This is a genomic window from Massilia aurea, from assembly GCF_024753205.1.
GTDB lineage: Bacteria > Pseudomonadota > Gammaproteobacteria > Burkholderiales > Burkholderiaceae_D > Telluria > Telluria aurea.
Genome location: NZ_JANUGZ010000001.1, coordinates 832,538 through 857,636, shown reverse-complemented (window position 1 = coordinate 857,636; position 25,099 = coordinate 832,538). Strand labels below are relative to the sequence as shown.

At 62.7% G+C, this 25,099-nt stretch carries 27 protein-coding genes and 5 tRNA genes; 27 read left to right on the top strand and 5 right to left on the bottom strand.

From position 1 onward, the window contains the following. Positions 1-153: 153 nt before the first annotated feature. From rpmF to NX775_RS03440, 27 genes are all read left to right on the top strand, one after another. Positions 154-336, top strand: coding sequence for a 50S ribosomal protein L32 (gene rpmF, locus NX775_RS03570; protein ID WP_028104096.1), 183 nt, complete (start codon positions 154-156; stop codon positions 334-336). Positions 337-548: 212 nt separating this feature from the next. Further along, positions 549-1,619 (top strand): phosphate acyltransferase PlsX, encoded by a 1,071-nt coding sequence (gene plsX, locus NX775_RS03565; RefSeq protein WP_258834746.1) that lies wholly within the window; start codon positions 549-551, stop codon positions 1,617-1,619. 19 nt (positions 1,620-1,638) lie between these two features. Continuing rightward, positions 1,639-2,625, top strand: coding sequence for a beta-ketoacyl-ACP synthase III (locus NX775_RS03560; RefSeq protein ID WP_307732053.1), 987 nt, complete (start codon positions 1,639-1,641; stop codon positions 2,623-2,625). Between the two features lie 67 nt (positions 2,626-2,692). After that, positions 2,693-3,628, top strand: coding sequence for an ACP S-malonyltransferase (gene fabD, locus NX775_RS03555; RefSeq protein WP_258834745.1), 936 nt, complete (start codon positions 2,693-2,695; stop codon positions 3,626-3,628). A 39-nt stretch (positions 3,629-3,667) separates the two neighbouring features. Beyond that, positions 3,668-4,405 carry a 3-oxoacyl-ACP reductase FabG gene (gene fabG / locus NX775_RS03550; RefSeq protein ID WP_258834744.1) on the top strand — a complete coding sequence of 246 codons (738 nt, stop codon included), beginning with the start codon at positions 3,668-3,670 and terminating at the stop codon, positions 4,403-4,405. Positions 4,406-4,617: 212 nt separating this feature from the next. Continuing rightward, complete coding sequence (acpP, locus tag NX775_RS03545) at positions 4,618-4,857, top strand: acyl carrier protein (RefSeq protein ID WP_020653257.1); 240 nt, start codon at positions 4,618-4,620, stop codon at positions 4,855-4,857. A gap of 42 nt (positions 4,858-4,899) precedes the next feature. Continuing rightward, on the top strand, positions 4,900-6,147 hold the full coding sequence (gene fabF, locus NX775_RS03540) for a beta-ketoacyl-ACP synthase II (protein ID WP_183558217.1): 1,248 nt from the start codon (positions 4,900-4,902) through the stop codon (positions 6,145-6,147). Positions 6,148-6,321: 174 nt separating this feature from the next. Continuing rightward, a complete protein-coding gene (locus tag NX775_RS03535; protein WP_258834743.1) occupies positions 6,322-6,921 on the top strand; it encodes a protein YgfX in 600 nt (199 codons plus the stop codon). Between the two features lie 53 nt (positions 6,922-6,974). Next, on the top strand, positions 6,975-7,577 hold the full coding sequence (gene rpoE / locus NX775_RS03530; RefSeq protein ID WP_258834742.1) for an RNA polymerase sigma factor RpoE: 603 nt from the start codon (positions 6,975-6,977) through the stop codon (positions 7,575-7,577). Positions 7,578-7,649: 72 nt separating this feature from the next. Next, positions 7,650-7,964, top strand: coding sequence for a sigma-E factor negative regulatory protein (locus tag NX775_RS03525; protein WP_258834741.1), 315 nt, complete (start codon positions 7,650-7,652; stop codon positions 7,962-7,964). A 133-nt stretch (positions 7,965-8,097) separates the two neighbouring features. Continuing rightward, positions 8,098-9,561: a Do family serine endopeptidase gene (locus NX775_RS03520; protein ID WP_258834740.1), complete on the top strand. Its 1,464-nt coding sequence runs from the start codon at positions 8,098-8,100 to the stop codon at positions 9,559-9,561. Further along, entirely contained in the window at positions 9,561-9,866 is a 306-nt protein-coding gene (locus tag NX775_RS03515) for a glutaredoxin family protein (protein WP_258834739.1), read from the top strand. Before NX775_RS03520 ends, NX775_RS03515 begins: the two co-directional genes overlap by 1 nt. 181 nt (positions 9,867-10,047) lie before the next feature. Then, the gene (gene lepA / locus NX775_RS03510) at positions 10,048-11,841 is read left to right on the top strand and encodes a translation elongation factor 4 (RefSeq protein ID WP_183558236.1); all 1,794 of its coding nucleotides are present in this window, start codon (positions 10,048-10,050) and stop codon (positions 11,839-11,841) included. After that, positions 11,841-12,770 (top strand): signal peptidase I, encoded by a 930-nt coding sequence (gene lepB / locus NX775_RS03505; protein WP_258834738.1) that lies wholly within the window; start codon positions 11,841-11,843, stop codon positions 12,768-12,770. The genes lepA and lepB overlap by 1 nt, the downstream gene beginning before the upstream one ends. Positions 12,771-12,780: 10 nt before the next feature. Continuing rightward, complete coding sequence (locus NX775_RS03500) at positions 12,781-13,167, top strand: DUF4845 domain-containing protein (RefSeq protein ID WP_258834737.1); 387 nt, start codon at positions 12,781-12,783, stop codon at positions 13,165-13,167. Between the two features lie 95 nt (positions 13,168-13,262). Further along, the gene (gene rnc, locus NX775_RS03495; RefSeq protein ID WP_258834736.1) at positions 13,263-14,054 is read left to right on the top strand and encodes a ribonuclease III; all 792 of its coding nucleotides are present in this window, start codon (positions 13,263-13,265) and stop codon (positions 14,052-14,054) included. Further along, positions 14,051-14,947, top strand: coding sequence for a GTPase Era (era, locus tag NX775_RS03490; RefSeq protein WP_258834735.1), 897 nt, complete (start codon positions 14,051-14,053; stop codon positions 14,945-14,947). Before rnc ends, era begins: the two co-directional genes overlap by 4 nt. A gap of 24 nt (positions 14,948-14,971) precedes the next feature. Continuing rightward, entirely contained in the window at positions 14,972-15,802 is an 831-nt protein-coding gene (gene recO, locus NX775_RS03485) for a DNA repair protein RecO (protein ID WP_258834734.1), read from the top strand. Positions 15,803-15,818: 16 nt separating this feature from the next. Further along, positions 15,819-16,601 (top strand): pyridoxine 5'-phosphate synthase, encoded by a 783-nt coding sequence (gene pdxJ, locus NX775_RS03480; RefSeq protein WP_258834733.1) that lies wholly within the window; start codon positions 15,819-15,821, stop codon positions 16,599-16,601. After that, a complete protein-coding gene (gene acpS / locus NX775_RS03475; protein WP_258834732.1) occupies positions 16,598-17,002 on the top strand; it encodes a holo-ACP synthase in 405 nt (134 codons plus the stop codon). Before pdxJ ends, acpS begins: the two co-directional genes overlap by 4 nt. Before the next feature lie 18 nt (positions 17,003-17,020). Beyond that, on the top strand, positions 17,021-19,021 hold the full coding sequence (gene uvrC / locus NX775_RS03470) for an excinuclease ABC subunit UvrC (RefSeq protein ID WP_258834731.1): 2,001 nt from the start codon (positions 17,021-17,023) through the stop codon (positions 19,019-19,021). A 199-nt stretch (positions 19,022-19,220) separates the two neighbouring features. Next, entirely contained in the window at positions 19,221-19,799 is a 579-nt protein-coding gene (gene pgsA, locus NX775_RS03465) for a CDP-diacylglycerol--glycerol-3-phosphate 3-phosphatidyltransferase (protein WP_258834730.1), read from the top strand. Between the two features lie 87 nt (positions 19,800-19,886). Continuing rightward, positions 19,887-19,962: transfer RNA gene (locus tag NX775_RS03460), tRNA-Gly, on the top strand. A gap of 67 nt (positions 19,963-20,029) precedes the next feature. Continuing rightward, positions 20,030-20,105 (top strand) — tRNA-Gly (locus NX775_RS03455). A 76-nt stretch (positions 20,106-20,181) separates the two neighbouring features. Then, positions 20,182-20,257, top strand: a tRNA-Gly gene (locus tag NX775_RS03450). Positions 20,258-20,294: 37 nt separating this feature from the next. Further along, positions 20,295-20,370: transfer RNA gene (locus NX775_RS03445), tRNA-Gly, on the top strand. A 78-nt stretch (positions 20,371-20,448) separates the two neighbouring features. Next, positions 20,449-20,522 (top strand) — tRNA-Cys (locus NX775_RS03440). 80 nt (positions 20,523-20,602) lie between these two features. On the opposite strand, the gene NX775_RS03435 is transcribed toward NX775_RS03440, so the two are convergent. The 5 genes from NX775_RS03435 to NX775_RS03415 all read right to left on the bottom strand — a co-directional run bounded on the left by NX775_RS03435 (position 20,603) and on the right by NX775_RS03415 (position 24,946). Further along, positions 20,603-21,010 (bottom strand): hemerythrin domain-containing protein, encoded by a 408-nt coding sequence (locus tag NX775_RS03435; RefSeq protein WP_258834729.1) that lies wholly within the window; start codon positions 21,008-21,010, stop codon positions 20,603-20,605. 102 nt (positions 21,011-21,112) lie between these two features. Continuing rightward, a complete protein-coding gene (locus NX775_RS03430; RefSeq protein WP_258834728.1) occupies positions 21,113-21,955 on the bottom strand; it encodes a universal stress protein in 843 nt (280 codons plus the stop codon). A 51-nt stretch (positions 21,956-22,006) separates the two neighbouring features. Next, the gene (locus NX775_RS03425) at positions 22,007-23,062 is read right to left on the bottom strand and encodes an NAD(P)-dependent alcohol dehydrogenase (RefSeq protein ID WP_258834727.1); all 1,056 of its coding nucleotides are present in this window, start codon (positions 23,060-23,062) and stop codon (positions 22,007-22,009) included. A 145-nt stretch (positions 23,063-23,207) separates the two neighbouring features. Next, positions 23,208-23,978 carry a helix-turn-helix domain-containing protein gene (locus NX775_RS03420; RefSeq protein ID WP_258834726.1) on the bottom strand — a complete coding sequence of 257 codons (771 nt, stop codon included), beginning with the start codon at positions 23,976-23,978 and terminating at the stop codon, positions 23,208-23,210. After that, entirely contained in the window at positions 23,975-24,946 is a 972-nt protein-coding gene (locus NX775_RS03415) for a diguanylate cyclase domain-containing protein (RefSeq protein ID WP_258834725.1), read from the bottom strand. The genes NX775_RS03420 and NX775_RS03415 overlap by 4 nt, the downstream gene beginning before the upstream one ends. Between the last annotated feature and the right edge of the window lie 153 nt (positions 24,947-25,099).

Genomic DNA, 25,099 nt, shown 5'->3' with positions numbered 1-25,099 from the left:
GCAGCGCTCGAGTATGGCATTGGTAGTAGAAGTAGACGGAAACGTGTCGGCAATCCCGGGGACATCCTTGAAGATTGCTGCTGGGATACTCGATGCGCAAATCGTTGCACGTCGAATGTGTTAAAATTTTAGAACTTAGTATTAGGAGTTATCATGGCTGTTCAGCAGAATAAAAAATCCCCATCGAAGCGCGGTATGCACCGTTCGCACGACTTCCTGGTTGCACCAAACCTGGCAGTCGAGCCAACCACCGGCGAAACGCACCTGCGTCACCACATCAGCCCTAACGGTTTCTACCGTGGTCGCAAAGTTCTGAAGACCAAAAACGACGAGTAATCGACGTCCTGGCTTTTAGAACCATGAAAGCGGCGCAACGTATGTTATCTGCGTGGCGCCGCTTTTTCTTTGGCATCTGCTCAGGCATTGTTGGCATCACGGGCATGCATTTCGCCCCGTCATGTTGAGCAGCGCGGATCCTGTGCGCCTCCTGGCGACGAATCGATCCCATCTGGCCGCCAGTCCTGTGTGAGCCGCGGCATTCCCAATACATGACCATAAAAATTTCCATTGACTGCATGGGTGGCGATCACGGCCCGTCAGTAACCATTCCGGCAGCAATCTCGTTCCTCAAGAAGCAGGCTGACGCCGAGCTCGTGCTCGTGGGCGTCGAAGAGGTGCTGCGCGCAGAACTCAAGAAACACCACGGCGACAAATTGCCGCGTCTGACGATCAAGCACGCATCCGAAGTCGTTGCAATGGACGATCCGATCGAAGTGGCCCTGCGCCGCAAGAAGGATTCGTCGATGCGCGTGGCGATCGAACTGGTGAAAGACGGCAGCGCCAATGCCTGCGTCTCGGCCGGCAACACCGGCGCCCTGATGGCCGTCTCGCGCTACGTGCTCAAGACGATGCCCGGCGTCGACCGTCCGGCGATCTGCTCGATCATGCCGAACCAGAAGAACGGGCCGACCTACATCCTGGATCTGGGTGCGAACGTCGATTGCGAACCGCATCACCTGCACCAGTTCGCCATCATGGGCTCGGTGCTGTGCTCGGCAATCGAAGGCATTCCCCGTCCGACCATTGGCCTCCTGAACGTGGGCACCGAAGACATCAAGGGCAACGAAGTGGTCAAGGCCACCGGCGTGCTGCTGCGCGACGATGCTGCCCGCGGCAAGCTCAATTTCTACGGCAACGTCGAAGGCAATGACATCTTCAAGGGCACCGTTGACGTCGTCGTCTGCGACGGTTTCGTCGGCAACGTGATGCTCAAGGCGATTGAAGGCCTGTCGCGCTTCATGAAATCGACCTTCAAGTCCGACATCATGTCGATGGTCGGCGCCGTGTTCGCACGCAAGGCGATGAAGAAACTCAATCCCGAGCGCTACAATGGCGCCGGTCTGCTGGGCCTGAAGGGCCTGGTGTTCAAGAGCCACGGCGGTGCCAACGCCTATTCATTCGAATGGGCGATCAAGCGTGCCTACGAGGCCGCGCACAATAATGTGCAAGAACAGTTGTCGGCACTAATTACCGAGCTGATGCCGAATTCAACGGGCGCTGCCGAAGCGCCCATGCCGGTGCTCGAGTCCGTGTCCACGATCGAGCGCCAGGCGCAATAACCGAGCGGATGGTGAAGCAATGACCCTGTACAGCAAAATCACCGGCACCGGCAGCTACCTGCCGGCCAACCGTGTCACCAATGAAGCGCTGGCCACGCGGCTGGCTGCGCAAGGTGTCGAAACGTCGCACGAATGGATTGTTACCCGTAGCGGCATCGAGGCGCGTCACTTCGCCGCCGCCGACGAGCTCTCATCCGACCTCGCCGTGCACGCCGCGCGCCGCGCGCTCGAGATGGCGGGCCGCGAGGCGGGCGATATCGACCTCGTCATCGTCGCCAGTTCCACCCCCGACTTCCACGGCAGCTTCCCGAGTACGGCCTGCATCGTCCAGCAAAAGCTGGGCATGGCCAATGGCAGCGCCGCCTTCGACGTGCAGGCGGTCTGCAGCGGCTTCGTCTATGCGTTGTCGACGGCCGACGCGTTCATCCGCGCCGGCAATCACAAGCGCGTGCTCGTGATCGGTTCCGAGATTTTCTCGCGCATCGTCGACTTCAATGACCGCGGCACCTGCGTGCTGTTCGGCGATGGCGCCGGCGCCGTGCTGCTGGAAGTGTCGAACGAGCCGGGCATTCTGGCCACCAAACTGCACGCCGATGGCAGCCACGCCGACATTCTGTCGATCCCGGGCAACCTGGCGGGCGGCGCCGTTGCTGGCAGCGGTTTCCTGCACATGGACGGCCCGGCGGTGTTCAAGCTGGCCGTGTCGGTGCTCGAGAAAGTCGCGCACGAAGTGCTCGATACCGCCGGCGTCACGCCGAACCAGATCGACTGGCTGGTGCCACACCAGGCCAATATCCGCATCATGAACGGCACCGCCAAGAAGCTCGGCCTGCCGCTGGAAAAAATGGTTGTCACCGTCAATGAGCACGGCAATACGTCGGCCGCTTCGATCCCGCTGGCGCTCGACCAGGCGGTGCGCGATGGCCGCATCAAGCCAGGCCAGAACGTGCTGATGGAAGGCGTGGGCGGCGGCTTTACCTGGGGCGCCGTGCTGGCGCGCATGTAACGAGTCGCACGCCGCGTCGCAATCACCAGCGGCACTCCCAAGAACCAATTATTACGGATATATCACGATGAGCAACTTCGCATTCCTGTTTACCGGACAAGGCGCCCAGGCAGTGGGCATGCTGAACGGTTTCGCCGGCAACCCGGTTGTCGACCAGACCGTGCAGGAAGCCTCCGACGCCCTTGGCTTTGATCTGCAGCGCCTGATCGCTGACGGCCCGAAAGGAGACCTCGACCTCACCACCAATACCCAGCCGGTCATGCTGACCGCCGCCGTGGCCGTGTACCGCGCCTGGATCGCGGCCGGTGGCCCGATTCCGTCCGTTGTTGCCGGTCACAGCCTGGGTGAATACTCGGCGCTGGTCGCCGCTGGCGTGATCCCGTTTGCCGATGCTGTGCCGCTGGTGCGCTTTCGCGCGCAGTCGATGCAGGACGCGGTGCCGGTCGGGCAGGGCGGCATGGCCGTCATTCTCGGCCTGCAAGCCGACGACGTGCGCGCAGTCTGTGCTGAAGCAGCACAGGGCGAGGTCGTCGAAGCAGTCAACTTCAATGAGCCGACCCAGATCGTGATCGCCGGCCACACGGCTGCGGTCGAGCGCGCCTGCGAGATCGCCAAGGCCAAGGGCGCCAAGCGCGCCATGAAGCTGTCGGTGTCGGCGCCGTTCCACTCGTCGCTGCTGAAACCCGCATCGGACCGCCTGCGCGAATACATGCGCACGCTCACCTTTGCCGTACCGCAGATCCCCGTCATCAACAACGTCGATGTCGTCGTGTTGAGCGATCCGGAACAGATCAAGGATGCGCTGGTGCGCCAGGCCGCCGGCCCGGTGCGCTGGGTCGAGACGATGCAGAAGATGGCGCAGGATGGCGTCACCCAGGTCATCGAGTGCGCACCGAGCAAGACGCTCGTGGGCATGGCCAAGCGGATCGATCCGGCCTTGGTCGGCGACGCGCTGGTCGACCAGGCCGCGCTCGAGCGCGTGCTGGCCACGTTCAACGCGTAACGCCGGCGCTGCACCACTAACCCCAACAAGAGGATCACCATGAATCTGGAAAACCAAGTCGCCCTGATCAGCGGCGCATCGCGCGGCATCGGCAAGGCCATCGCTCTCGAACTGGCCCGTCAGGGCGCGAAAGTCGTCGGCACTGCCACTAGCGATGCCGGCGCGCAGGCGATCTCGGACTACCTGGCGCCGTTCGGCGGCAAGGGCGTCGTCCTGAACGTGCTCGACAGCGAACGCTGCGCGGCCGTCGTGGCGGATGTGCAGAAGGAATTCGACAGCCTGTCGATCCTGGTGAACAATGCCGGCATCACCCAGGACAACCTGGCCATGCGCATGAAAGACGAAGAGTGGGATGGCGTGATCGCCACCAACCTGACCGCCGTCGGCCGCCTGTCGCGCCTGGTGCTGCGCGGGATGATGAAGGCCAAGGCCGGCCGCATCATCAACATCACGTCGGTGGTGGGCGCCTCGGGTAACCCGGGCCAGATGAACTACGCAGCGGCCAAGGCCGGCGTGGCCGGCATGACCCGCGCGCTGGCGCGCGAGATCGGCAGCCGCAATATCACCGTCAATTGCGTCGCGCCGGGCTTCATCGATACCGACATGACCAAGTCGCTGGGCGACGACCAGCATGCTGCACTGCTGACTCAGATTCCGCTGGGCCGCCTGGGCCAGCCGGAAGACATCGCGCATGCGGTGGCGTTCCTGGCCGGTCCGCAAGCGGCCTACATCACGGGCACCGAGCTGCATGTGAACGGCGGCATGTACATGAATTAAGTATATTAAGCATCAAGTAAGAAATCAGCAGCAATAAAGGGCTGGATTGCACGATAATTGGACCCGTTTGAACAGGACGATATCGGTGCAATCCCGACTTTTAGCAGGACTTTCCGGCGAGTTAGGCGCAGTCGCCGAAAATAGTTTTTCAGGTCGCAAACCTGATAAAATGCGCGCACTTTCCGCAACACATACCTTAATGGAGCTACAACATGTCGGATATCGAACAACGCGTTAAAAAAATCGTCGCTGAGCAACTGGGTGTTGCTGAAGCAGACATCAAAATCGAATCCTCGTTCGTTGACGACCTCGGTGCTGACTCGCTGGACACCGTCGAGCTGGTGATGGCTCTGGAAGATGAGTTCGAAATGGAAATCCCTGACGAACAGGCTGAGAAGATCACCACCGTCAAGCAAGCCATCGACTACGCTACCGCGCACGTCAAAGCCTGAGTCGGGTCTGAGTAGTCGCTTTACAGTTTTTGGGAGAATCGCTTGAGTCGTTCACGCAACCGCCGTGTCGTCGTCACTGGCCTGGGTTGCATTTCACCAATCGGTAACACCGTTACCGAAGCGTGGGATGCAGCGCTGGCTGGCAAGTCGGGGATTGCCGCCATCACCAAGTTTGATGCGTCGCAATTCACGACCCACTTCGCTGGTGAAGTAAAGAACTTCGTCGTCGAGGATTACCTGCCGGGCAAAGAAGGCCGCCATATGGATAGCTTTATCCATTACGGTATGGCAGCCGGTATCCAGGCCCTGCAGGATTCGGGTCTGGTTGTCACCGAAGACAATGCGGACCGCATTGGCGTGGTGATCGGCTCGGGCATCGGCGGCTTGCCGCTGATCGAAGCCACCAAAGAGGAATACACGAACCGCGGTGCACGCCGTATTTCGCCATTCTTCGTGCCAGCCTCGATCATCAACATGATCTCGGGCGATCTCTCGATCAAGTTCGGCCTGCGTGGCCCGAACTTGGCCATCGTTACCGCTTGTACCACTGGCTTGCACAGTATCGGCGCGGCAGCGCGCCTGATCGAATACGGCGACGCCGACGTGATGATCGCGGGCGGCGCCGAGTCGACCGTGTCGCCACTGGGCCTGGGCGGTTTCGCCTCGGCACGCGCGCTGTCGACCCGCAACGATGATCCGGCCACGGCCTCGCGTCCCTGGGACCGCGACCGCGACGGCTTCGTGCTGGGCGAGGGCGCCGGTGTCATGGTCGTCGAAGAGTATGAACACGCTGTCGCGCGCGGCGCCCGCATCTATGCTGAAGTCATCGGCTTCGGCATGAGCGCGGACGCCAACCACATCACCTCGCCGGTCGAGGATGGCAGTGGCGCGGCACGTTGCATGGTCAATGCCCTCAACAACGCCGGCATCAATGCCGACCAGGTCCAGTACGTGAATGCGCACGGTACCTCGACGCCATTGGGCGATGCTGCAGAAGTGCGCGGCATCAAGCGCGTGTTTGGCGACCATGCCAAGAAGATTGTCGTGAATTCGACCAAGTCGATGACCGGTCACCTGCTTGGTGGCGCCGGCGGCCTGGAATCGGTGTTCACGGTACTGGCGATCCATAACCAGATCTCGCCGCCAACGATCAACATCTTCAACCAGGATCCCGAGTGCGACCTGGACTTCTGCGCCAACACGGCGCGTGAGATGAAGATCGATTACGCGGTGAAGAACTCGTTCGGTTTCGGCGGTACCAACGGTACGCTCGTTTTCGCGAAAATCTGAACTTGACCAGCCCCATCCCGGTCGAACGGGATGGGCGCTTCTGTAGCCCGGTGCATTGCCCCGCTTGTTGTTCTACAGCGGTGATGTCCCGGTGCTGGCGGCAACGTCCGCAGCTTGCCCGCCGGGCCAGCCGATTCTTGTTATTCATGCTTCCCCCGTTGTATGAACTGTGCGGTGTCTGTCGTCGTCCGGCCGTCGCCTTGCCTGTACTGGCTGTGCGCCGGGTTCGGCGGCGCCCTCATTGCGACCGCCCTGGTCATCGGCCTCGGCACGCCTGAACGCTTTGCGTTTGGCGGCCTCGTCGCCCTTGTGCCGCTGGCGGGCGCTGCGGCGCTGGGGTGGCCACTGGTCCGCGCACGTCATCGTCATCGTCATCGTCATCGTCATCGTCATCGTCATCGTCTACAGGCTTGCTCACAGGCTGATTCCCATGCACTTTTGCCCAAATTTGGAACGGCGCACCGCCTTGATATTTCTGGACTTGGGCAGCTACGCCTGACGGTACAACAAGAGATGCGCCCAGCCGGCGCGGCGGGCGCACTGCACGTAGCGGGTTCATCCGGACCCACCTCCGAAGGCGTTGCGGTGACGCTGCTGCCAGGGGCCACGGTCTGGCCGGGCTGCATCCTGCTGCGTCTGCGCACGGCGGCTGGCAAGACCGTAACGCTCGTCGTACTGCCCGACAGCATGTCGCCAGGCGACTTTCGTGCGCTGTCCGTGGCTGTACGGTCGTTGGCGCAGGGTGCGCGCGACGAAGCGACAAAAATACTTTGAACTTATTGCAGGGGATCAACTCTTAGGAGAGGGTCGCCAATGGGGCATGGTCCGTGACGACAGAACGCGAGAGTGATCAAGTGCTGGTGGAGCGCGTGCAGGCAGGGGAACAGAAGGCCTTCGATCTGCTCGTCTCCAAGTACCAGCGCCGCTTGATGCGCCTGGTGTCGCGTCTTGTTCACGATCCGGCGGAAGCCGAAGACGTCGTGCAGGAAACGTTTATCAAGGCATATCGGGCACTGCGCCATTTTCGCGGTGATTCCGCGTTTTATACCTGGCTCTATCGGATAGGCATCAACACGGCCAAGAATTACCTGGTGACCCAGGGCAGGCGTGCGCCGACCTCGACCGAGACCGACGCCGAAGGGGCCGAAGGCTTCGACGATGCGGACAGTCTGCGTGACATTAATACGCCAGAGTCAATGCTCGCCAGTAAGCAGATCGCCCATACGGTGAATGCGGCCATGGAAGCGCTACCCCTGGAACTACGCACGGCAATTGTCTTGCGCGAAATAGAAGGACTCAGCTACGAAGAAATATCCGAAGTCATGGCCTGTCCCATCGGTACGGTGCGCAGTCGTATTTTTCGGGCGCGCGAAGTCATTGCCGACAAATTGCGGCCTTTGCTTGAATTTCCGGTTGACAAACGACGGTAGGTAGCGGGATCGTACGAACACAGCATTAAGATTGAACTTACCGTGAACACACCGACGTCGACGGACACTCCGATGGACACCAACGAGACACTACGCGCGCATATCTCCGCACTGGTCGACGGCGAATTGCCGCAGGCCGACGCCGAGCTTGCGCTTGCCGCACTTCAGGAGAAGGATGGCAAGGCGGCGTGGGACCGGTATCACCTGATCAGGGACACGCTGCGCGCAACACCCGCGCCAGCGTTGTCGCCCGGCTTTGCCGAACGGCTGGCGGCGCGTCTGGCGGCTGAGCCGGTGGCACTGGCGCCCGAAGGTGGCGATGGTGTCAGCGGCGCCACCGAGTCGACGGGCCAGGCAGTCATCCTCGCCAATCCTGGCGCTTCCTGAGCCGCGCGTCCTCCTCAGATCAGGCTGTCACGCTGTGCAGCCGGGGCCGCCCTGCACGCGACACCTGGTGACGCGACAAAGCGCCGTTTTTGGCTTACCATTTGGTCAATCTTAGCCATTCAACAGCGAATCCATGACCAGTAAAACTGCCAGCCTGCTCTTGTCGGCACTGCTCGTGTCCGGCACCTCAGTACTCTCCCTGTCGCCTGCGTACGCCGCCGGCGCCGCGCCTGTGTCCGCGCCCACCGTCACCGGCTTGCCCGACTTCACCGATGTGATCGACAAGGTCGGCCCGGCCGTCGTCAATATCCGCACCACCGAACGTGTCAGCACGCGCGGCGGGGCGCCTGGCGAAGAAGAAATGCAGGAATTCTTGCGCCGCTTCTTCGGTGGCCAGATGCCACCGCGCGGTGGTCGGCGCGGCCCGCCGCAAGCCGAAGAAGAGCGCGAAGTCCAGCGCGGCGTCGGCTCCGGCTTCATCATTTCGGGCGATGGTTACGTGCTGACCAATGCCCACGTCGTCGAAGGCGCCGACGAAGTCACGGTCACGTTGACCGACCGGCGTGAATTCAAGGCCAAGGTGCTGGGCGCCGACCGTCGCTCCGATGTGGCTCTGCTCAAGCTGACCGCCACCAACCTGCCGTACCTGCGCACGGGCGACTCGAGCAAGATCCGCGTCGGCGAATGGGTGCTGGCGATCGGCTCGCCATTCGGCCTCGAAAACACCGTCACGGCCGGCATCATTTCGGCCAAGTCGCGCGACACGGGCGAATACCTGCCGCTGATCCAGAGCGATGTGGCGGTCAACCCCGGCAACTCTGGTGGTCCGTTGATCAATATGCGCGGCGAAGTCATCGGCATCAATTCGCAGATCGCCACGCTGTCCGGCGCCTACAACGGCATCTCGTTCGCGGTGCCGATCGATGAAGTCACGCGTGTCTCCGAACAACTCAAGGCCAGCGGCAAGGTCACGCGGGGCCGCATCGGCGTGCAGATCAGTGAAGTCACGCGCGACGTGGCCGAGTCGCTGGGCCTGGGCAAGGCACGCGGCGCCGAAGTGTCGATGGTCGAGGCGGGCGGGCCGGCCGAGAAGGGCGGCATCAAGGTTGGCGACATCATCCTGGCCTTCAACAAGCAGCCCGTTGAGACCACGCGCGACCTGCCACGCTTGGTCGGCGCCGCCAAGGTCGGCAGCCGCGCCAGCGTCACCGTCTGGCGCCGCGGCGCGCAGGTCGAAGTGCCGGTCACGATCGTCGAGCTGCAGGACGAGAAATCGACACCCGGCAAGCCTGCGGCGAAAAAGCCGGCACAGGGCGCGACGGCCAATGCGTTTGGTTTGACATTGTCAGCCATCCCGCAGGCCGACCGCCGCCAGCTGGGCGTGGAGGGTGGCGTGCTGGTCGAGAGCGCAACGGGCGCTGCAGCCAGCGCCGGCATCGAGCCGGGCGACGTGCTCCTGCAGTGGAACAACACGCCGCTGACGAGCGTCGAACAGTTCGCGGGCCTGCTGGCCAAGCATGACAAGGCGAAGCCGGTGGCGTTGCTGGTGCAGCGCGACGGCGCCACGCAATACCTGACCATCAAGCCGCGTCCCTGATGCGCGCAGTGCCCGCCGCGCTGCCCGTGCCGTTCACGTTGTACGCGCGGGGATATTGCCACCTGTGCGATGACATGCTGGTGGCGCTGCGGGCCCTGGAAACCCCGGCGCAGCCGTTCGCCATCAGCGTGCTGGACGTCGATGCCGATCCCGCGCTGGTGGCGCGCTTCGACGAGCTGGTGCCGGTGCTGTATGGCGCGCTCGACCAGCCCGAGCTGTGCCATTACTTCCTCGACCGCGCCGCGGTGCTGGCCTACCTCGAGGAGCAGGCCCGAAATCCCGTTGGGCGTCCCGAAATCCGGTAAAATGCCGGGTTGGCGTGTTTCAAGACGGCCCTCCCCAGAATTGTTTGCTTTGCCATGGCGCTCGCCTGGGGACCGGCACGGCCCCGGCGCGGCGCTTTTTCTGTTTGCCGCGCGCGGCACGTGCACCCTGATTCAGTCGTATCCGCCGCATTCGCGGTCTATTTGGTTTTGAGCTCTGTTAATGAACAACATACGTAACTTCTCCATCATCGCCCACATCGACCACGGTAAATCGACCCTGGCTGACCGCATCATTCAGCTGTGCGGCGGCTTGTCGGACCGTGAAATGGATGCCCAGGTGCTCGATTCGATGGACCTGGAACGCGAGCGCGGCATCACCATCAAGGCCCAGACCGCGGCCCTGCATTACAAGGCGCGCGATGGCCAGGTCTATAACCTGAATCTGATCGACACCCCGGGTCACGTCGATTTCTCGTACGAAGTGAGCCGCTCGCTGTCCGCCTGCGAAGGCGCGCTGCTGGTCGTCGACGCATCGCAGGGCGTGGAAGCGCAGACGGTCGCCAACTGCTACACCGCGCTCGACCTGGGTGTCGAAGTGGTGCCGATCCTGAACAAGATCGACTTGCCGCACGCCGACCCGGACAATGCGCGCAAGGAAATCGAAGACGTTATCGGCATCGACGCCAGCGACGCGACGATGTGCTCGGCCAAGACGGGCCTGGGCATCGAAGACGTGCTGGAAACGCTGATCGCCCGCGTGCCACCACCGAAAGGTGACGCCGATGCGCCGCTGCAGGCGCTGATCGTCGACTCGTGGTACGACCCGTACGTCGGCGTCGTGATGCTGGTGCGCGTGATCAACGGCACACTGCGCCCGAAAGACAAGATCCTCCTGATGGCGACCGGTTCGGTGAACCTGGTCGAAAGCATCGGCGTGTTCACGCCGCGTTCGGTCTCGCTGCCGTCGCTGTCGGCCGGCCAGGTGGGCTTCATCATCGCCGGCATCAAGGAACTGACCGCCGCGAAGGTCGGCGATACGGTGACCCTGGCCAACAAGCCGGCCGCCGAACCGCTGCCGGGCTTCAAGGAAGTCCAGCCGCAAGTGTTCGCCGGCCTGTTCCCGGTCGAGGCCAACCAGTACGACGCGCTGCGCGATTCGCTGGAAAAGCTCAAGCTGAACGATGCGGCCCTGATGTACGAGCCCGAAGTCTCGCAGGCGCTGGGCTTCGGCTTCCGCTGCGGCTTCCTGGGCCTCTTGCACATGGAAATCGTGCAGGAGCGCCTTGAGCGCGAATTCGACATGGACCTGATCACGACGGCCCCGACCGTGGTGTACGAAGTCGAAATGCGCGACGGCACCATGATCCGCGTCGACAATCCATCGAAGATGCCGGAACCGTCAAAAATCAACGAAGTGCGCGAGCCGATCGTCGACGTCAATCTGTACATGCCGCAAGAATACGTGGGCGCCGTTATGACGCTGTGTAACGGCAAGCGCGGCATCCAGATGGACATGGCCTACCACGGTCGCCAAGTGAAACTGCACTACGAAATTCCGATGGCCGAGATCGTACTGGACTTCTTCGATCGCCTGAAGTCCACCTCGCGCGGTTACGCGTCGATGGATTACGAGTTCAAGGAAAACCGCGCTGCCGACGTCGTCAAGGTCGATATGCTGATCAACAGCGAGAAGGTCGATGCGCTGGCGATCATCGTGCACCGTGCCAACGCACCGTACCGTGGCCGTCAGGTGGCTGCGAAGATGCGCGAACTGATTCCACGTCAGATGTTCGACGTGGCGATCCAGGCGGCGATTGGCGCAACGATCATTTCGCGTGAAAACGTGAAGGCACTGCGCAAAAACGTGCTGGCCAAGTGCTACGGCGGCGACATTTCCCGTAAAAAGAAACTGCTCGAGAAACAAAAGGCAGGTAAGAAGCGCATGAAGCAGGTCGGTTCGGTGGAGATTCCACAAGAAGCGTTCCTGGCGATCCTCCAGGTGGAAGACAAATAATGAACCTGCAACCCGTGTTGAGCAATTTCGCCCTGATCCTGTTCGTGCTGATGGTCATCACGGGCATCATCTGGTGCCTGGACCGGTTTGTGTTGGCAAAGCAGCGCCGACGCGCAGCCGATGCCGCGCTGCGCGAGTACGATGCGCGCAACGCCAAGCTGGTGGCCGAGGGCATCAAGGTCGACCACAACGGCAACCGCGCCGCGATCGAAGCGGCGCACGTGCGCCAGCCGACATGGGTCGAGTATTCGGGCAGCTTCTTCCCGGTGATTGCCATGGTGTTCATCCTGCGTTCGTTCCTGTGGGAGCCGTTCAAGATTCCGTCGTCATCGATGGTGCCGACGCTGCTGGTAGGCGACTTCATCCTGGTGAACAAGTACACCTACGGTATTCGCCTGCCAATCATCAACAAGAAAGTTATCCAGATCAATGACCCGCAGCGGGGCGACGTGATGGTGTTTAAATATCCGAAGGACATGAGCCAGGATTACATCAAGCGCGTCGTTGGCGTGCCTGGTGATACCATCACCTACGAAGACAAGCGCCTGACCGTCAATGGCAAGGCCGTCGAGTACACGCCGCTGAACGATTACCTGGACGACCAGCATCCGGTCTACCACAAGCAGCTCGAAGAAAAACTGCCGAGTCCGGGCGGCTTCACGCAACACCGCATCCTGAACACGGCCGATCGTCGCAACTTTGACTTCCCCAGCGTCGAGCAGTTCCCGCTGCGCGAAGCCTGCGACTATACGGAAGACAAATTCACTTGCGTCGTGCCGGCCGGGCAGTATTTCATGATGGGCGATAACCGCGACAACAGCGCCGACAGCCGCTACTGGGGCTTCGTGCCAGACCGTAATATCGTGGGCAAGGCATTCGTCGTCTGGATGAACTTTGGCAACTTCAAGCGCGTTGGCGGCATTCATTAAAGAGGTGCGTATGGTCCGGAGCAAACAGCAGGGCGTCACCTTGACCGGCCTGATCGTGGCCCTTGCCGTGATCGGCCTCGTGCTGGTCTTTGCGATGCGCATGATTCCGGCCTATATCGAGTACAACGCGATCAAGACTGCGATCGTCAAGACCAAGGCCGAAGGCGGTACGGTGCGCGCCATGCAGGCGGCGTTTGACCGCAATACCAGCGTCAACGATGTCGAAGCCATCCGCGGGGCCGACCTGGTCTTCACACGCGACGATGGCGACCTCGAGATCAGCTTCGCCTACGAAAAACGCCTGCCCCTGGCCGGCAACGTCAGCATCCTCATCGATTTTTCCGGCACCACGGACCCGAGCGGCATCGTCGCCGAGGCCAGCACCGCCGCACCGTAACCGTACTTTCACGCCATATGGACTTCGTGGCAGGGCGCCTGGCGCCGGCCACGCACACGACACCGACAATGAATCATCAGTTATTGCAGACGCGCTTGGGCTATACATTCCGGGATGCCGGGCTGCTTCAGCAAGCCCTGACCCACCGTAGCCATAGCGCGCTGCATAACGAGCGCCTCGAATTTCTGGGCGACTCGATCCTAAACTGCGTCGTCGCCTCGATCCTGTACGAACGCTATCGTGGCCTCGACGAGGGCGACCTGTCGCGTCTGCGCGCCAATCTCGTCAAGCAGCAGGCGCTGTTCGAAATCGCCCAGAAGCTCGACCTGTCGCAGTTCCTGCGCCTGGGTGAGGGTGAACTGAAATCGGGAGGCTTTCGTCGCCCCTCGATCCTGGCCGATACGCTCGAAGCACTGCTGGGCGCGATCTTCCTCGATGCCGACTTCGACAGCGCGCGCGACGTCATCCGCGCCTTCTATATTCCGCTTTTGGATACGGTCGACCCCGGCACGCTGGGCAAGGATGCCAAGACGCTGCTGCAGGAATTCCTGCAGGCCAAGCGGATCGCGCTGCCGACGTATAATGTGGTGGCCACGCACGGCGCCGCGCACAGCCAGGAATTCGAAGTCGAATGCCTGGTGCCCAAATTAAGTGTGCAAGTGTTCGGGCGCGGTGGCAGCCGCCGCGCTGCCGAGCAGGCTGCGGCCAGCCTGGCACTGGGCGCCGCTCAGAAGGCGCTGGCCAAGTCGCCTGTGAGCCGCAAGGCCAAGCCGCGCACGGCCCAGCTCAAGCTGGCCGGCATCGCCACCAATCAGGGCGGCGCCCCAGACCAATCCTTGGCGCCGGCTGCGGCAAAGCCAGAACAACCAGGAAGCAAAAAAGTATGAACGCCATCCCCGACAATTTCCGCTGCGGCTATATCGCCATCGTTGGCCGTCCAAACGTCGGCAAGTCGACGCTGATGAACGTCCTGATCGGCGCCAAGGTGTCGATCACGTCGCGCAAGGCGCAGACCACCCGCCACCGCATCACCGGCATCCAGACCCGCGACGACGCCCAGTTCATCTACGTCGACACGCCGGGCTTTCAGACCCGGCACGCCAATGCGCTGAACAAGACGCTCAACAAGACCGTCTCGAACACGCTGATCTCGGCCGACGTCGTGCTGTTTCTGCTCGAAGCCGGCACGTTCGGTCCGGCGGATGAACAGGTCCTTAATCTGTTGCCAAAGAACGTGCCGGTGATCCTGGTGCTGAACAAGTCCGACCACGTCAAGGACAAGGCCGTCTTGATGCCGTTCGCGCAAAAGATCGCGGCGATGCGTGAATTTGCCGCCGTCGTGCCGGTCTCGGCCAAGCTGCGCTTCCAGACCGATGCGCTGGAAAACGAGATCAAGAACCACCTGCCGCAGAATGCGCCCGTGTTCGGCCCGGACGACATCACCGACCGCAGCGAAAAGTTCCTCGCTGCCGAGATCGTCCGCGAAAAAGTATTCCGCCTGTCGGGCGACGAATTGCCATACACCAGTACCGTGCTGATCGAGCAGTTCCTGCAAGAGGGCAATCTGCGCCGCGTGTTCGCCGCGATCCTGGTCGAGCGCGACACCCATAAATCGATGATCATCGGTAACAAGGGTGCGCGCCTGAAAGAAATTTCGACGCAGTCGCGCCTCGACATGGAAAAGCTGTTCGGCGGTCCCGTGTACCTGGAAATCTGGGTCAAGGTCAAATCGGGCTGGGCCGACAATGAAATGGGCCTGCGCGCCTATGGTTACGAGTAAGTTCCCGGAGCGCGCCCACACAGCATGCCGAGCCACGATGACCTGATCGACGACGCGCCCGAGCAGGCGGCGCCACCGCCCGCCAAGCGGACCCGCGCGTCGGCCAGCGCACCTACCAACGCATCTTCCAGGACCTCGGCGCGTGACGGCCGTGTAATCGGCCAGCCCGGCTTCGTGCTGCACAGCTATCCCTACAAAGAAACCAGCCTGATCATCGACATGTTCACGCGCGACCATGGTCGCGTGGGTGTCGTGGCCAAGGGCGCCAAGCGCCCGTTCTCGAAGCTGCGCGGTGTGCTGCAAACCTTCCAGCCGCTCTCCGTGTCGTGGAGCGGCAAGTCCGAACTGCGCACGCTGATCGACGCCGAATGGGTCGGCGGCATGCTGCCGCTGGAGCGCACGGCGCTGTTGTGCGGCTTCTACCTCAACGAACTCCTCGTCAAGCTGCTGGCGCGCGACGACCGCCATCCGGCCCTGTTCGACCACTATGTCTCGACCTTGAACCAGTTGGCGCACGGCGAACCTGCGCAAATTGTCTTGCGAAAATTCGAACGGGCCTTACTTAAGGAGACTGGGGTCGCTGCCGACCTGAGTCGCAGTACCGTGACGCGCAGCCAGCTGACGCTCGAGGGTATGTATGTGGTCGACCCCGAACGCGGCGCCCGTGAAGCCAGTGCGGGCGAAGTCTGGCCCGTGGTGCTGGGCAAGACGCTGCTGGACATGGAGCGCGAAGACTATACTGACCCGGCCACGCAGGCGCAGAGCAAGCAATTGATGCGCTTCCTGCTGGCGCACCACCTGGGCGGCCAGCCGCTCAATACGCGCCAGATCCTGATCGACTTGATGCAACTGTAAAACAAGAGCAAACACCATGAGCTTCCTGCAACCCGTTGGCCAGGTGATCGACCTGGGCGTGAACATCGACCACATCGCCACCGTGCGCAATGCGCGCGGCACGACCTATCCCGACCCGCTGCGCGGCGCGCTGCTGGCCGAGCAGGCGGGCGCCGACCTGATCACGCTGCACCTGCGTGAAGACCGCCGCCACATCCGCGACGCCGACGTGATCGCGCTGCGCCCGCTGCTGGCCACCCGCATGAATCTGGAAGCGGCCGTCACGCGCGAGATGATCGATTTCGCCTGCCGCGTCAAGCCGCAGGACGTGTGCCTGGTGCCGGAGCGGCGCGAAGAAGTCACGACCGAAGGTGGCCTCGATGTCGTGCGTTATTACAACGAGGTCGAGGCGGCCGTGAAGCAGTTGAAGGGCGAGGGCATCCGCGTCTCGCTGTTCATCGATGCCGACGCGCGCCAGATCGAGGCGGCCGCCGCCGTCGGCGCCACCGTGATCGAGCTGCACACGGGCCGCTACGCCGAGGCCACGCCGGGCGAAGTCGCGCACGAGCTTGAGCGCATCCGCATGGGTGCGCGCGAAGGCGTCCAGCGCGGCCTGCGCGTGAATGCCGGCCACGGCCTGCACTACACCAACGTCCAGCCGATCGCGGCCATCAAGGACCTGCATGAGCTGAACATCGGTCACGCCATCGTTGGCCACGCCTTGTTTGTGGGCTTTGAAAACGCCGTGCGCGAGATGAAGGCGATCATGGTCGCGGCGCGCCTGGGCACGGCCTATACGAGCGGGACCGGGCCGGCATGATCTACGGTATCGGCACTGACATCGTCCAGATTTCGCGCGTGGAAGCGGCGCTCGCGCGCAGTGGCCCGCGTTTTGCCGAAAAAGTGCTGGGCCCGGAAGAGCTGGCCAAGTACCACGCCCGCAGCGCCAAGAACGCTGTGCGCGGGCTGCGCTTTTTGGCCACCCGTTTTTCGGCCAAGGAAGCGTTCTCGAAAGCCATCGGCACCGGGATCCGCATGCCAATGACCTGGCGCTCGATGCAGATGCTCAATGCCCCGAGTGGCAAGCCGATGATCGTCTGCAGCGGCGCGCTCGAAGAATTCATGCAACAGAACCGGCTCAGCGCCCAGGTGTCGATCAGCGACGAGGCCGATTACGGCGTCGCGTTCGTCATCGTCACCCAGGCCCCCGCGCCAGCCTGACCCCTTTTCAAGAGATTCATGTCCGAAGCAAAGCCCGTCGTACCCACCACGCCCACCGACAGCGGTGTCGAACTCACGCCCGAACTGACGGCGCGCCTGGGGCGCGAACGCCTGGCGGAGGCGCGTGATCAGTCGCGTGCCGAGGCCAACCGCGAACTGAGCCCCAAGGTCGAGCCCGACGTACGCGCGCAAGTGCTCGCGACCGTCAATCGCCTGCCGGGCCTGCCTGGTGTATACCGCTACTTCGACGCAGCCGAGAATGTGCTGTACGTCGGCAAGGCGCGCAATCTGAAGAACCGCGTCTCGAGCTATTTCCAGAAGAATCTGTCGAGCCCACGCATCGCGATGATGGTGTCGCAGATCGCGCGCCTGGAAACGACGATCGTCAGCAGCGAAGCCGAAGCGCTGATCCTCGAAAACAACCTGATCAAGTCGCTCAAGCCGCGCTACAACATCCTGTTTCGCGACGATAAGTCGTACCCGTACATCAAGATCACGGGCGGTGAAGCGCCGCGCATGGCGTATTACCGCGGCGCGCTGGACAAGCGCAACCAGTACTTCGGCCCGTTCCCAAGCGCCTGGGCGGCCAAGGAATCGATCCAGCTGCTGCAGCGCGTGTTCATGCTGCGCACCTGCGAAGACAGCGTGTACGCCAACCGCACGCGGCCGTGCCTGCTGCACCAGATCGGCCGCTGCAGCGCGCCATGCGTCAAGCTGATCGAGCCAGAGCAGTACAAGCTCGACGTCGAGAACGCCGCGCGATTCCTGCGCGGGCGCCAGAGCGAAGTCATGGCCGACCTGCAGAACAAGATGCAGACCTACGCGATGGACCTGAAGTTCGAGCAGGCGGCCGGCGTGCGCAACCAGATCCAGGCGCTGTCGAAAGTGCTGCATGCGCAAAGCATGGAAACCGTGGGCGACGCGGATGTCGACGTCATCGCGGTCGTGCTGCAGGGCGGGCGCGCCTGCGTCAATCTGGCGATGGTGCGCGGCGGGCGGCATTTGGGCGACCGTGCCTACTTCCCGAGCCATGTCGGCGAGTCGCTGGGCGAATGCCCGCTCGACGTCGAGGTGCTGTGCGCGTTCCTGGCTCAGCATTACGCGGGCCAGTTCATCCCGGGCACGCTGATCCTGAACGTCGAGTTCGACCAGCCCGAGCTGATCCTGGCGCTCAGCGAGCAATGCGGCCATCGCATCAACCTCGTGCTGCAGCCGGGCGGCCAGCGCCGCCAGTGGCTCGAGATGGCGCAGAAGGGCGGCGAGATCGCGCTGGCGCGCCTGCTGTCCGAGCAGGGCTCGCAGCAATTGCGCACGCGCGCGCTGGCCGACACGCTGGGGCTGGAGACCGACGATCTCGACTCACTAAGGATCGAGTGCTTCGACATCAGCCACACGGCAGGCGAGGCGACGCAGGCGTCGTGCGTCGTGTTCCACCACCACGCGATGCAGAACGGCGAGTACCGCCGCTTCAACATCAACGGCATCACGCCGGGCGACGATTACGCGGCCATGCGGCAAGTGCTGATGCGCCGCTACGAGAAGGTAGCAGCGGAAGTGCTGGCCGGCGCCGGCGTGATGCCCGACATCGTGCTGGTCGACGGCGGCAAGGGCCAGGTCGAGATGGCGCGCCAGGTGTTTACCGAGCTGGGACTGGACCTGTCGATGATCGTCGGCGTGGCCAAGGGGGAAGGGCGCCGCGTGGGCCTGGAAACCCTGATCTTCGCCGATGGCCGTCCGGCGCAGGAACTGGGCAAGGAATCGGCAGCGCTGATGCTGGTGGCCCTGATCCGCGACGAGGCGCACCGCTTCGCCATCACCGGCATGCGCGCCAAGCGCGCCAAGACCCGCCAGGCGTCGCGTCTGGAAGAGATCGAGGGTATCGGCGCCAAACGCCGCCAGCGCCTTCTGGCACGCTTTGGTGGCCTGCGCGGGGTCATCGACGCCAGTGTCGAAGACCTGATGACGGTCGAGGGCATTTCGAGCGCCTTGGCCGAAGAGATTTACCGGCAATTGCACTGAAGATTGGCAGAGACCCGCGGCGCCCCACGGCGCCGCCAATCTCTGTAGCCGGTGTCAACCGGCACCGTCCCATAGCCGTTGAGCTTGCACGCACCGCAGCGTCCGCTGTTCGTCGACATTACCGACGAGTCAACTGGCCCAAACCCCCTTAGCCATGTAGACTTACGGCCAAGCATTTTCCACGGTAATCAGCTCCCCCATGCCTTTAAATATCCCGATTCTCCTGACCTGGTTACGTGTCGCCCTGATTCCGCTGGTGGTCGGATTGTTCTATCTTCCTTCTGACTGGATGAGCATGACGGACCGTAATCTGGCCGCCACGTCCGTCTTCATCGTGGCCGCCATCACCGACTGGTTCGACGGTTTCCTGGCGCGCCGCTGGAACGAAACCTCGGCCTTCGGCGCCTTCCTCGACCCGGTCGCCGACAAGCTGATGGTGGCCGTGGCGCTGCTCGTGCTGGTCCAGCTCGACCGCGTCGACGCGATCATCGCCGGCATCATCATTGGCCGCGAAATCACAATCTCGGCGCTGCGCGAATGGATGGCTCAGATCGGCGCGACGCGCTCGGTCGCGGTCAGCTCGATCGGCAAGATCAAGACCGCCGCCCAGATGACGGCGATCCCGATGCTGCTGCTTCATGACACGCTGTTCGGCATCGATTTCCAGTTCTGGGGCGAGTATTTGCTGTGGGTCGCGGGCGTGCTGACCGTGTGGTCGATGTTCTACTACCTGCGCCGCGCCTGGCCCCTGATCAAGGAAAAAGCGGGCCCGATTTAATTAGTTTCCGGGCATCCTTGACGTACGGAATAGAATCTCTATAATGCCTGCCTGTTGCGACAACAACGCGACAGATTGAAAGACGAAGCGGGAGTAGCTCAGTTGGTAGAGCGCAACCTTGCCAAGGTTGAGGTCGAGAGTTCGAGCCTCTTCTCCCGCTCCAAAGATTGCAAAGTTGGCACGCGATCTTGGAAAAACGTCTGAAACCTGTCATAATCGTTGTTCTGTACGCGGGAGTAGCTCAGTTGGTAGAGCGCAACCTTGCCAAGGTTGAGGTCGAGAGTTCGAGCCTCTTCTCCCGCTCCAGTTTCGGCTGGTTGTTGCAGAACGTAGCATTGGCGTAATAAAGCAGTAGATGTGATCAGTAATTGCATGGCTCTAAGCGGGAGTAGCTCAGTTGGTAGAGCGCAACCTTGCCAAGGTTGAGGTCGAGAGTTCGAGCCTCTTCTCCCGCTCCAGTGTCTTGCAAATGGCGTAGTAACGTAGTACTCCCCAGCGGGAGTAGCTCAGTTGGTAGAGCGCAACCTTGCCAAGGTTGAGGTCGAGAGTTCGAGCCTCTTCTCCCGCTCCAGAATTCCAGGAAGATCCATTCTTCCCTTGTCGATGCGGTGCATAACCGCCCGCATCAGGCAAGCGCATCAAATCCTCTGGCGAGGTAGCAAAGCGGTTATGCAGCGGCCTGCAAAGCCGTCTAGGTCGGTTCGACTCCGATCCTCGCCTCCAGAACGTATCGCACGGGCCCCTTCGGGGCCCGTTTTGCGTTTGTACAGACGATACTGTCGATTTCGGCGCGACCCAGCGCTTCAGCCACAGAGCGGCGGCTGATACGCACGCAATTGCACGGCGGCCAGCGGCCGGATCCTGACGCCGCACCGGTGCGACGAGATGATGGCCGCCAGTGCCGACAATACCTCGCGCCCAATGCCGTGGTCGCCGTCATCGACGCGCGGCGATACGTGATGCAGCGCGCTGAGAATGCAGGCATTCTCGGCCCGGTGCTCCGCCAGTCCGGCATACCGGACCTCCTCCATCACACGCTCTTCATCCCGGAAGGCCGTTTCGGTCCCTGCTACCAGGTCGGTCCAGCCGGCTGCGAAGGACGCTTCAGGCTGTGCTGCCAGCGCATCGATCTGGCGGCACAATTGCGTGTGCGTGTGCCGAAGGGCAGTACCGAGGGCGTGCGCCGCTTCGTCGGCAGTGAGGGTGTGCATGAAGGCTCCTTGGCCGGGTGGAAACACGAAGAATGTCTGCGGGTGCGAATAGTCGCCGGCGACCGGCGCGACGCCGGTGCTGCTGCGGGAGACCGCGTGTGACTAGTGGCTTGTCAGCATGGGCACGACCGTACCGGCCAGCACGGTTTCAGTGACGCCCCCCAGCACCAGCTCGCGGAAGCGCGAATGCCCGAAGTTGCCCATGACGATCAGGTCGTGCGCCCCTGTGGCGGCCAGCCCGAGCAGCGCCTCGCCGATGTTGCCGGTTGGTGCCGGCGCTGGCGTCAGAATCTCGACGTCGATGCCGTGACCCGCCAGGTAGGTGGCAAGCTGGGTGCCCGCCTGGACTTGAGCGCCACTGTATTTCTGCGGGTGAAAGCACACTGCCGTCACGCTGCCCGCGCGGCGCAGCAGCGGCAGGGCGGCGCGCACGGCCCGGCTCGCCTCCATGCTGCCGTCCCAGGCGATCAGGGGCCGGACGGGCACCCTGGTGACAGCGGTCGTGGACGGCACCACCATGACCGGGCAGGGCGCATGGATGAGAATAGTGCGCGCCAGCGAGTAATCGTCGGCCAGGATCGCATCGGGGTGGGTGACCTGGCCGATCATCAGCAGATCGCAATAGCGGGCCTCCAGCGGCAAGGCGCGGATGGCCGATTCATCGCTGAGCTTGCTTTCCAACGGTATGACGCCTGCGGCGCGTACCGCGTGCTCGAAGTCCGTCAGCGTCCGTTTCGCGTTGTCGGTCAGGAAGTTGTAGTCGTCCGGGCCGATGGGCGCGACGCCAGCGGCAGCGCTGCAACGGACGATGAATTCGATCGCGCCCGAGAGAGCGATGCCGGTCAGGCGCGTCCCTTCGGCCAGCGCGATTGCCGCTGCCAGCCGGTAGCGTGCTTGTGCCAGTTCTGGCTGGCACGCGTGGACGAGAATCGATTGGTAGGACATGGCTTTCCCCTTGGTGGGTGACGTGGCGAACATGGTCGGGCGGGCCGGTTCTCAAGGCGTGATCGCCACCTTCAGCACGCCGTCGCGCCCGTTGGCAAACAGGTCGTACGCTTCTTCGATCTGCTCGAGCCGGAAGCGGTGCGTGATCATCGGTTGCAAATCAAGGCGGCCGGAGGCGACGATGGCCATCAGACGGCGCATGCGCTCCTTGCCGCCGGGGCACAGCGTGGTGACCAGCGACTGGTCGGCCAGCCCGGCCGCAAAGGCGTCGATCGGCAGCGACAGCTTGCCGGAGTACACGCCCAGGCTCGACAAGGTGCCGCCCGGTTTGAGGGCGCGCAGGCAGTTCTCGAACGTCTGCTGGGTGCCGAGCGCTTCAATCGCAACATCGACGCCCTGGCCACCGGTCAGCCGCATGATTTCGCCGACCGGGTCGGTTTCGCGGTAATCAATGGTGTGATCGGCCCCCAAATGCCGGGCCATCTTCAGGCGCTCCGGGACGGCGTCGACAGCAATGATGCAACTGGCGCCGCGCAGCCGGGCACCGGCGGTGGCGCACAGGCCGATGGGGCCCTGCGCGAAAATGGCGACCGTATCGCCCAGTCGGATGCCGCCGTGTTCGGCGCCGCCAAATCCGGTGCTCATGATATCGGGGCACATCAGCACTTGCTCATCGGTCAGGCCGTCGGGAATCGGCGCGAGGTTGGCCATCGCAAACGGGACCTTCAGGTACTCGGCCTGGCAGCCGTCGATCGTGTTGCCGAAGCGCCAGCCGCCGATGGCGTGGCCGCCGCACTGCGACTGGCGCCCGTCCAGGCAGGTATGGCACTGGCCACACGGCGTGATGGCGCCCACGACCACGCGCTGGCCAATCTGGTAACCCGTCACGCCCGGGCCCAGTTCATGGATCGTGCCAACTGGCTCGTGCCCGATCGTCAGGCCCGGCTTGACGGGATACTCGCCTTTCAGGATATGGACATCGGTGCCGCAGATCGTCGTCAGCGTGATCTTGATGACGGCTTCGCCCGGCCCGGCGACCGGAACGGGTTTGCGGTCCAGGATGATGCGGCCGGAGCCGGTGAAGACTGCTGCGTTCATCATGCTCATGAAAACCTCCGGTGTCTTCGTGCTTGCTGTCGCGCTGTCGGCAACGGCGTGCCGCTCGGTCGTGTCGTTCACAAGGATGACGGGGAGGGTTCGCAAAATCCATGACGTGCATCAAAACCGCCAGCGTGCCCTGGCGCACTTCCAGTCAGACCATCGGGCTGCAGGGCGAGAAACCGCTTGCCATCTCGGCAATCCGCTGCGGATCGTTCAGGACGATGGCACGCTTGTTGACCGTGATCAGCCCCAGCTTGGTAAAGCGGGCCAGCAGGCGGCTGATGCTTTCGATGGTCAGCCCAAGATAGCTGCCGATGTCTTCACGCGACATGCGCAGCTGGAATCGCACGGGAGAGTAACCGCGCGACGCGTACGCCGCCCCCATGTCGATCAGAAAGGTGGCCATCCGCTGCTCTGCCCGCATATTTCCAAGCAAGATCATCAGATGCTGCTGCCGGTTGATTTCGTAGCTCATCATGCGGTAGAACCGGCGATGCAGGCCGGGAATGTCCTCGAACAGAAGTTCGAGCGCCGCGAACGGCAGTTCGCACACGATGCTGTCCTCGAGCGCGACCGCATCGGACTGGTGGATGCCCGTGCCCACCGCTTCCAGCCCCAGCAGTTCGCCAGTCATCGGGAAACTGGTGATCTGGTCCCCTGCAGGACCCCGACGGCGTGTCTTGAAGAAGCCGCAGCGCACGGTGTACAGGCTGTGCAGCGGCTGGCCGGTCCGGTACAGCATGTCGCCGCCAGCGATGCGGCGATGCTGGCCAACTAGGCGATCGAAACGCATCTTGCTGACCGAGTCCAGGCCGGTGGCCAAACACAGACCACCCGTGTTGCAATCGCTGCACTGGCCTTTCATGTCCGCCCGTAACCCGGGTGCGGCCGGACCGAGGGGCATGCGTAGCGGAGCATTCATGGTGGGAATACCTCATGGTGGTGATGCTTTCCGCTTGCCGGGCTGGCTGCGGAAACATTGATGGGGTGCGTTCCACCGCGCGCTTCACGCTTGGCGGTATACATCGCGGCGTCGGCATGGGCAATCAGTTGCGCCGGTGTGGTGCCATCGTGCGGAAACACGGCGACGCCGATACTGGCTGACAGGCAGATCGCCCTGCCATCGATGACGATCGGCGTTCGGGCAGCAACGGCCACGCGGGCGAGCAGGGCGGCCAGCAGCGCGTCGTCGTGCATGCCGGGCAGTGCAGCAACGAACTCGTCGCCGCCAAAGCGCGCCAGTGTGTCCGACCCGCGCAGTGCGGCGCGCAGGTTCTGGGCGATGCTGGCCAGCAGGCGGTCGCCGGCCGGATGGCCCATGCTGTCATTGACCTGCTTGAAACCATCGAGGTCGATAAAGGCCAGCGCCACGCTGGACGAGGCTTCACGTGCGCATGCCAGCAGCTGTTCCAGCCGCTCGCCGAGCAGGACGCGGTTGGGCAGGCCGGTCAGGGCGTCGTAGTTGGCGCGTTCTTCGAGACGGCGGCGCTGCATGCTGGCGCTGGTGACATCGGCAAACATGGCGATGTAGTGGTGCGGCTTGCCGTCAGCGCCCGGGACCGCAACGATCGTCAGGCGTTCGGCGAACAGGGTGCCATCCTTGCGCCGGTTCCAGGCTTCGCCCTGCCAGTAGCCCTGGCTGGTGATCGCTTGCCACATGCGCGCATAGAATGCCTGGTCTTGCACGCCCGACTTGAGGATGCGCGGATTCTTGCCGCACACGTCATCTTCGGTGTACCCGGTGATGGTGCAAAAGGCGCGGTTGACGGCCAGGATCGTGCCATCCAGGGCCGTGATCATGATGGCGTCGCGGCTGTGGTGGAACACGGACGCCGCCAGTTCCCCGGCAGTGCTGGCGCAAGCTGGTTGGATGGCTGGCGTGGATGTCATGACGTTCCGGCTTGGTGTGCTGAATGTATTGACAATAAGCCCATCGCCGGGTTACGTCGAGATCAAGGTGCTGAAGAGGTCACTTATTTTATTGATTTTTGATTTGCATCAAAAAAATACCGACTGGCTATTGACCTAAATCTGTACGTGCAG